Below are 7320 nucleotides of genomic sequence, written 5' to 3'. Positions count from 1 at the left end.
GGCGCGGCGGCGGACCGCCGCGCCGGCATGGATCAGTTGTCTTCCAGTTCCATGTTGATGGCCAGCGAGCGGATTTCCTTCACGAGCACGTTGAAGGATTCCGGCATGCCCGCGACCATCTCGTGCTCGCCGTCGACGATGTTCTTGTACATCTGGTTGCGGCCCTGCACGTCATCGGACTTCACCGTCAGCATTTCCTGCAGGGTGTAGGCCGCGCCGTAGGCTTCCAGCGCCCAGACTTCCATTTCACCGAAGCGCTGGCCGCCGAACTGCGCCTTGCCGCCCAGCGGCTGCTGGGTGACGAGCGAGTACGGACCGGTCGAACGGGCGTGCATCTTGTCGTCGACCAGGTGGTTCAGCTTCAGGTAGTGCATGTAACCGACGGTGGTATGGCGGTCGAAGGCTTCACCGGTGCGGCCGTCGTACAGCTGGGTCTGGCCACTGCTCGGCAGGTCGGCCAGTTCCAGCATGCGCTTGATTTCCGCTTCGGTGGCGCCGTCGAACACCGGGGTGGCCATCGGCACGCCGTCGGTCAGGTTGCGGGCCAGGCGCAGCAGCTCCTCGTCGCTGAACTGCGACAGGTCGACACGGTTGGCCACGTTGGTGTCGTCGTGGTTGTAGATGTCGTCCAGGAACTTGCGCAGGTCGGCGACCGCCGCCTGGGCTTCCAGCATCGCCTGGATCTTGCGACCCAGACCCTTGGCGGCCCAGCCCAGGTGCACTTCCAGGATCTGGCCGATGTTCATACGCGACGGCACGCCCAGCGGGTTCAGCACGATGTCCACGGTCTCGCCCGAGGCCATGTACGGCATGTCCTCGACCGGCACCACGTTGGACACCACACCCTTGTTGCCGTGGCGGCCTGCCATCTTGTCACCCGGCTGGATGCGGCGCTTCACCGCCAGGAACACCTTGACCATCTTCAGCACGCCCGGGGCGAGGTCGTCGCCCGCGGTGATCTTGCCGCGCTTGTCGGCGAAGCGACGCTCGAATTCCTTCTCGTGCGCCTGGATCTGCTTCTGGGCGCGCTCGATGGCTTCCGAGGCGTCCTCGTCCTTCATGCGCAGGGCGAACCAGTCAGACTTCTTCAGGCCGTCGAGGAAGGCGTCGGTGATCACGTCACCCTTCTTCAGGCCAGCACCACCATTGACCACCTTGCCCACGATCTGCGAACGCAGACGCATGTAGATGGCCGCTTCCAGGATGCGGAACTGGTCATCGAAGTCCTTCTTGACGCGCTTGATTTCGGACTCTTCGATCTGGCGCGCGCGCTTGTCCTTCTCGATGCCGTCGCGGGTGAAGACCTGCACGTCGATGACGGTGCCGTCCATGCCCGGCGGAACGCGCAGCGAGCTGTCCTTAACGTCCGAAGCCTTCTCGCCGAAGATCGCGCGCAGCAGCTTCTCTTCCGGGGTCAGCTGGCTTTCGCCCTTCGGGGTGACCTTGCCGACCAGGATGTCGCCAGCGCGCACTTCTGCACCGATGTACACCACGCCGCTCTCGTCCAGGCGGTTCAGCGCCTGCTCGGAGACGTTCGGGATGTCGGCGGAGATTTCCTCCGGCCCCAGCTTGGTGTCACGCGCGACGCAGGTCAGCTCTTCGATGTGGATCGTGGTGTAGCGATCCTCTTCCACCACGCGCTCGGAGAGCAGGATGGAGTCTTCGAAGTTGTAGCCGTTCCACGGCATGAACGCGATCAGCATGTTCTGGCCCAGGGCCAGCTCGCCGATGTCGGTGGACGGACCGTCGGCCAGCACGTCGCCGCGGGCGATGACGTCACCCACCTGGACCAGCGGACGCTGGTTGATGCAGGTGTTCTGGTTCGACCGGGTGTACTTGACCAGGTTGTAGATGTCCACGCCGGCGTCGGTGGCGCCAACGATCTCTTCCTCGTTGACCTTGACCACGATGCGGGCGGCGTCGATCTGCACGATCTCACCACCACGACGGGCGTTCACGGTCACACCCGAGTCACGCGCCACGGCGCGCTCGATGCCGGTACCGACCAGCGGCTTCTGCGAACGCAGGGTCGGCACGGCCTGACGCTGCATGTTGGCGCCCATCAGTGCGCGGTTCGCGTCATCGTGCTCCAGGAACGGAACCAGCGCGGCCGCGATCGAGACGGTCTGCATCGGCGAAACGTCCATGAAGTGGACTTCCGCCGGCGGCTTCAGCAGCGACTCGCCCTGGAAGCGGCACGGAACGAACTGCTCGGTCAGGGTGCCCTTGGCGTCGGTCAGCGCGTTGGCCTGCGCAATGACGTACTCGTTCTCTTCAATGGCCGACAGGAACTCGACTTCGTCATAGACCTTGCCGTCCACGACCTTGCGGTACGGGGTCTCGAGGAAACCGTACTTGTTGGTGCGGGCGTACACGGCCAGCGAGTTGATCAGGCCGATGTTCGGGCCTTCCGGGGTTTCGATGGTGCAGACGCGGCCGTAATGGGTCGGGTGCACGTCGCGCACTTCGAAGCCGGCGCGCTCACGGGTCAGGCCGCCCGGGCCCAGGGCCGAGACGCGACGCTTGTGCGTCACTTCCGACAGCGGGTTGTTCTGGTCCATGAACTGCGACAGCTGCGAGGAGCCGAAGAACTCCTTGATGGCAGCGGCGACCGGCTTGGCGTTGATCAGTTCCTGCGGGGTCAGGCCTTCCGATTCGGCCATCGACAGGCGCTCCTTGACCGCACGCTCGACGCGGACCAGGCCGACGCGGAACACGTTCTCGGCCATTTCGCCGACCGAACGCACGCGACGGTTGCCCAGGTGATCGATGTCGTCGACCACGCCGCGACCGTTGCGGATCTCGGTCAGGACCTTGATCACGTCCAGGATGTCGGAGCTTTCGCCGTGGGCAGCGACCAGGCGCTTGGACTCTTCGTCGTTGCGCTCGCCGAAGTACTTGCTGTCGTACAACACGGCTTCGCCGGTGGTTTCCTTGCGGCCCACGCGACGGTTGAACTTCATGCGGCCGACCGCGGACAGGTCGTAGCGCTCGAAGGTGAAGAACAGGTTGTGGAACAGGTTCTGCGCGGCATCCTTGGTCGGCGGCTCGCCCGGACGCATCATGCGGTAGATCTCGACCAGGGCTTCCAGCTGGGTCTTGGTCGGGTCGATACGCAGGGTGTTGGACAGGTACGGGCCACGATCCAGGTCGTTCACCCACAGGGTGCCCACGGCATCCACACCGGCCTTGCGGAAGGCCTGCAGCTGCTCGTCCGTGATCTCGTCGTTGGCCTGGGCCAGCAGTTCGCCGGTCGAGGCATCGACCACGTCGTGCGACAGGATGCGGCCGACGATGTAGTCGTCCGGCACGGCCAGGGCGGCAATGCCCGAGGCTTCCAGCTGCTTGATGTGACGCGCGGTGATGCGCTTGCCGGCTTCCACGATGACCTTGTCGCCGTCGGCGAGGTCGAAGCCCAGGGTCTCGCCACGCAGGCGCTCCGGCACCAGCTCCAGCTGGACGCCTTCATCCGGGTTGATGTGGAAGGTGTTGATCTCGAAGAACTCGGCCAGCATCTCTTCGTTGCTGTAGCCGAGCGCGCGCAGCAGGATCGACACCGGCAGCTTGCGGCGGCGGTCGATACGGGTGAACAGCGCGTCCTTCGGGTCGAACTCGAAGTCCAGCCAGGAGCCGCGGTAGGGAATGATGCGGGCGCTGTACAGCAGCTTGCCCGAGCTGTGGGTCTTGCCACGGTCGTGGTCGAAGAACACGCCCGGCGAGCGGTGCAGCTGGGAGACGATGACGCGCTCGGTGCCGTTGACGATGAAGGTGCCGTTCTCGGTCATCAGCGGGATTTCGCCCAGATAGACCTCCTGCTCCTTCACGTACTTGATGGCCTTGGTCGACGACTCACGGTCGTAGATCACCAGGCGCACGGTCACGCGCAGCGGGGCGCCGTAGCTCATGCCGCGCTGGCGGCACTCACGCTCGTCGAAGACCGGTTCGCCCAGCTTGTAGCCGACGTATTCCAGGGCAGCGTTGCCGCTGTAGCTGGCGATCGGGAAGACCGACTTCAGCGCAGCGTGCAGGCCGTGGTCCGTGCGCTTGGCCGGATCGACGTTTTCCTGCAGGAATTCACGATAGGAATCCACCTGGATGGCGAGCAGGAACGGCACTTCGAGAATCGAGCGCTGCTTGCCGAAATCCTTGCGGATACGCTTTTTTTCGGTGAACGAATAGGACGTCATGAGGTCTTCCACCTTGTTGTGCGGATCGTGCGCCCACGATCCGAAGGGAACTTGAAATTGTCAGTTGGAAGTCGCTGGTATTGCCGGCACCAGCACGCCTTCTCCCGCTACTTCCAACTGCCAACTCGTCTGCTACCACTCCCCCGCTGCCGCGCTCGGCGCTGGCCTGCCGGGGTTTGACTGCAGCCCGTGTTGGGCTTTTTCCTGCTTTTGAAACAGTAGAGCCGACTGTTGGTCGACTTCCTTCACAGCAGTCGACTAACAGCCGACCCTACACCACCGCTACAACGACCAAAGGCCGGGGGCTTACGCCCCCAGCCTTGGCTGCATCGCCGCGAATCGGTGACGATGCAAGGTAACTGCTTACTTGACTTCGACAGTCGCGCCAGCAGCTTCCAGGTCCTTCTTCATCTTCTCGGCTTCTTCCTTCGAAGCGTTGTCCTTCAGGACGCCGCCGGCTTCGGCCAGGTCCTTCGCTTCCTTCAGGCCCAGGCCGGTGATGGCGCGGACGGCCTTGATGACTTCGACCTTCTTCTCGCCGGCAGTCTTCAGGGTGACGACGAATTCGGTCTGCTCTTCAACAGCAGCAGCCGGGCCAGCGGCAGCAGCCACGGCAACCGGAGCAGCGGCGGAGACGCCGAACTTCTCTTCGATGGCCTTGACCAGCTCCATCACTTCCATCAGGGACTTCTCGGCGATGGCGTCGACGATCTGTTCGTTGGTAAGGGACATGATTAATACCTTTGGATGATTTTCTGGATTGAGGTCCCGTCAGGAACCACGGTAAGTCGAAACTCAGGCGGTCTCGGCGGCCGGCTCGGCAGCGTCAGCGGCGACATCGCCACCCCCCTGCTTCTCGCCAACGGCCTTGATGGCGCGGGCAAACATCGTGACCGGCTCGGTCAGGACGCGGGCCAGCATGGCCAGGGCCTGGTCGCGGGTCGGCAGCGATGCCAGCACGTCGACGTGGCTCGCCGGGAACACTTCACCACCGATGGCGACGACCTTAGCCTTCAGCTTGTCGTTGCCCTTGGCGGCTTCCTTGATCAGGCGACCGGCAGCGCCGGGCTCCTCGAGCGAGAACGCGTACAGCAGCGGACCAACCATCTGGTCCTGGGCGACTGCGAACTCGGTGCCTTCAACGGCGCGCGAAGCCAGGGTGTTCTTGACAACCTTCAAGAAAACACCGGTTTCACGAGCCTGCTTGCGCATCGCGGTCATCTGGGCGACCGTGGTGCCAGCGTATTCGGCTGCGATCAAGGAGTGGGCCTTGGCGGCGACGTCTGCCAGCTCGGCGACTACTTCTTGCTTCTGGGACAGATTGAGAGCCATTGCACTCCTCCTATTGAACTCCGCTTACGGCTCCTGCCGTGTGCGGTCCTGTGCGGCATCCGTCCTGGACGCCGGGAACATCGGGATGATGTTCCGGGGGTGGGCCGTTCTAGACCTGGAGTGGGCCAACCTGGGAAACCCAGACGTGCGTGAACCAGAAAAACTCCAGAAGGGCACCATCTACGCAGGGTGATTCCGGGGAATCGATTAAGCGCTCCTGACTGCTCCGGCGGCGACTCCTTGCCAGATCGAGCCTCCATGCCCGTCGCCGGTATTGCCACGACCGCGCCTGCGGTCTTTGACGGCTACCGCGGGCGATGCACTGCCAGCGATGCCTTCAAATGTCACGGTCACGGCACCCGGGGCACCGTGACCGCTTGAAACAATTACTTCAGGGTCAGCGACGACTGGTCGACGGTGACGCCCGGGCCCATCGTCGAGCTGACCGAAACCTTCTGCAGGTAGGTGCCCTTCGAGGTGGCCGGCTTGGCCTTGATCAGGTCCAGCAGCAGCGCGGTCAGGTTCGACTTCAGCGCGTCTTCGGCGAAGTCGGCCTTGCCGATGGTGCAGTGGATGATGCCGGCCTTGTCGGTGCGGTAACGGACCTGACCCGACTTGGCGTTCTTCACGGCTTCACCCGGGTTCGGGGAAACGGTGCCGACCTTCGGGTTCGGCATCAGGCCGCGCGGGCCCAGCACGGTGCCCAGCTTACCGACGACGCGCATGGCGTCCGGGGTCGCGATGACGACATCGTAGTTCAGATCGCCGGCCTGCATCTTCTCGGCCAGGTCATCCATACCGACGGCGTCGGCGCCAGCAGCCAGGGCTTCGTCAGCCTTGGCACCGGCCGGAGCGAACACGGCGACGCGGACCGACTTGCCGGTACCGGCCGGCAGCACGGTGGAGCCACGGACCTGCTGGTCGGACTTCTTCGCATCGACGCCCAGGCGCACGGCGACGTCGATCGACTCGACGAACTTGGCCTTGGTGGCGGTCTTCAGGATGTTGATCGCGTCCTCGAAGGCGTATGCCTTGCCCGGAACGACGGCGGCCTTGATGGCCTTCTCACGCTTGGTCTGTGCCATCTTATTAACCCTCCACCACGAGGCCCATGGAACGGGCAGAGCCAGCGATGGTACGCACGGCGGCGTCCAGGTCGGCGGCAGTCAGATCCGGTTCCTTCGCCTTGGCGATCTCTTCCAGCTGCTTACGGGTGACCTTGCCGACCTTCTCGGTGTTCGGGCGCTTGGAGCCCGACGAGATGCCAGCGGCCTTCTTCAGCAGGGTGGTAGCCGGGGTGCTCTTGGTGATGAAGGTGAACGTACGGTCCGAGTAGGCCGTGATGATCACCGGAACCGGCAGACCCGGCTCGAGCTTCTGCGTGGCAGCGTTGAACGCCTTGCAGAATTCCATGATGTTCAGGCCACGCTGACCCAGCGCAGGACCGACCGGCGGCGAGGGGTTGGCCTGACCGGCCTTCACCTGCAGCTTGATGTAACCGACAACTTTCTTTGCCATGTGAGTGCTCTCCGGGTGCTAGCGCCTTTCGACAACAGGCTCCCCATCGGACCGGGAATCACGCGTCCCGGCATCGCGTTTTGAAATCATGCTGAAGGCCACCTTGCGGCGGCCTCGTCCTGCTGGCTTCCCCAGCGGGGAGCCGCGCACTATAACAGGTTTTTTCTTCACATGCCTGAAGCGGCAGGTAAACGAACGGAACCGGGCCAGGCCCGGTTCCCTTTGGAGAGTCGAGCCATGCCCGACTACCGCACCATCCAGACCCCGGAGTCGAGCATGGCTC

At 63.8% G+C, this 7320-nt stretch carries 5 protein-coding genes; all 5 read right to left on the bottom strand.

Annotated features, from left to right (window positions below):
- Positions 1–32: 32 nt before the first annotated feature.
- Complete coding sequence (gene rpoB / locus ABGA94_RS04150; protein WP_005415409.1) at positions 33–4187, bottom strand: DNA-directed RNA polymerase subunit beta; 4155 nt, start codon at positions 4185–4187, stop codon at positions 33–35.
- Positions 4188–4550: 363 nt separating this feature from the next.
- The gene (rplL, locus tag ABGA94_RS04145) at positions 4551–4919 is read right to left on the bottom strand and encodes a 50S ribosomal protein L7/L12 (protein WP_005415408.1); all 369 of its coding nucleotides are present in this window, start codon (positions 4917–4919) and stop codon (positions 4551–4553) included.
- A 63-nt stretch (positions 4920–4982) separates the two neighbouring features.
- On the bottom strand, positions 4983–5519 hold the full coding sequence (gene rplJ, locus ABGA94_RS04140; RefSeq protein ID WP_005408203.1) for a 50S ribosomal protein L10: 537 nt from the start codon (positions 5517–5519) through the stop codon (positions 4983–4985).
- Between the two features lie 386 nt (positions 5520–5905).
- Positions 5906–6604, bottom strand: coding sequence for a 50S ribosomal protein L1 (gene rplA / locus ABGA94_RS04135; RefSeq protein ID WP_005415407.1), 699 nt, complete (start codon positions 6602–6604; stop codon positions 5906–5908).
- Between the two features lie 4 nt (positions 6605–6608).
- Positions 6609–7037 carry a 50S ribosomal protein L11 gene (rplK, locus tag ABGA94_RS04130; RefSeq protein WP_004145248.1) on the bottom strand — a complete coding sequence of 143 codons (429 nt, stop codon included), beginning with the start codon at positions 7035–7037 and terminating at the stop codon, positions 6609–6611.
- Between the last annotated feature and the right edge of the window lie 283 nt (positions 7038–7320).

The organism is Stenotrophomonas sp. 3diitr2024, assembly GCF_042136455.1.
In the GTDB taxonomy this organism is placed as follows: domain Bacteria; phylum Pseudomonadota; class Gammaproteobacteria; order Xanthomonadales; family Xanthomonadaceae; genus Stenotrophomonas; species Stenotrophomonas sepilia.
Note: the sequence above shows the minus strand (reverse complement) of the source record. Positions and strands in the feature narration are given on the sequence as shown.

Excerpts from the sequence above, each read along its gene's own strand:
- rpoB (WP_005415409.1), bottom strand. The coding sequence starts at position 4,187 with ATGACGTCCTATTCGTTCACCGAAAAAAAGCGTATCCGCAAGGATTTC.
- rplL (WP_005415408.1), bottom strand. The coding sequence starts at position 4,919 with ATGTCCCTTACCAACGAACAGATCGTCGACGCCATCGCCGAGAAGTCC.
- rplJ (WP_005408203.1), bottom strand. The coding sequence starts at position 5,519 with ATGGCTCTCAATCTGTCCCAGAAGCAAGAAGTAGTCGCCGAGCTGGCA.
- rplA (WP_005415407.1), bottom strand. The coding sequence starts at position 6,604 with ATGGCACAGACCAAGCGTGAGAAGGCCATCAAGGCCGCCGTCGTTCCG.
- rplK (WP_004145248.1), bottom strand. The coding sequence starts at position 7,037 with ATGGCAAAGAAAGTTGTCGGTTACATCAAGCTGCAGGTGAAGGCCGGT.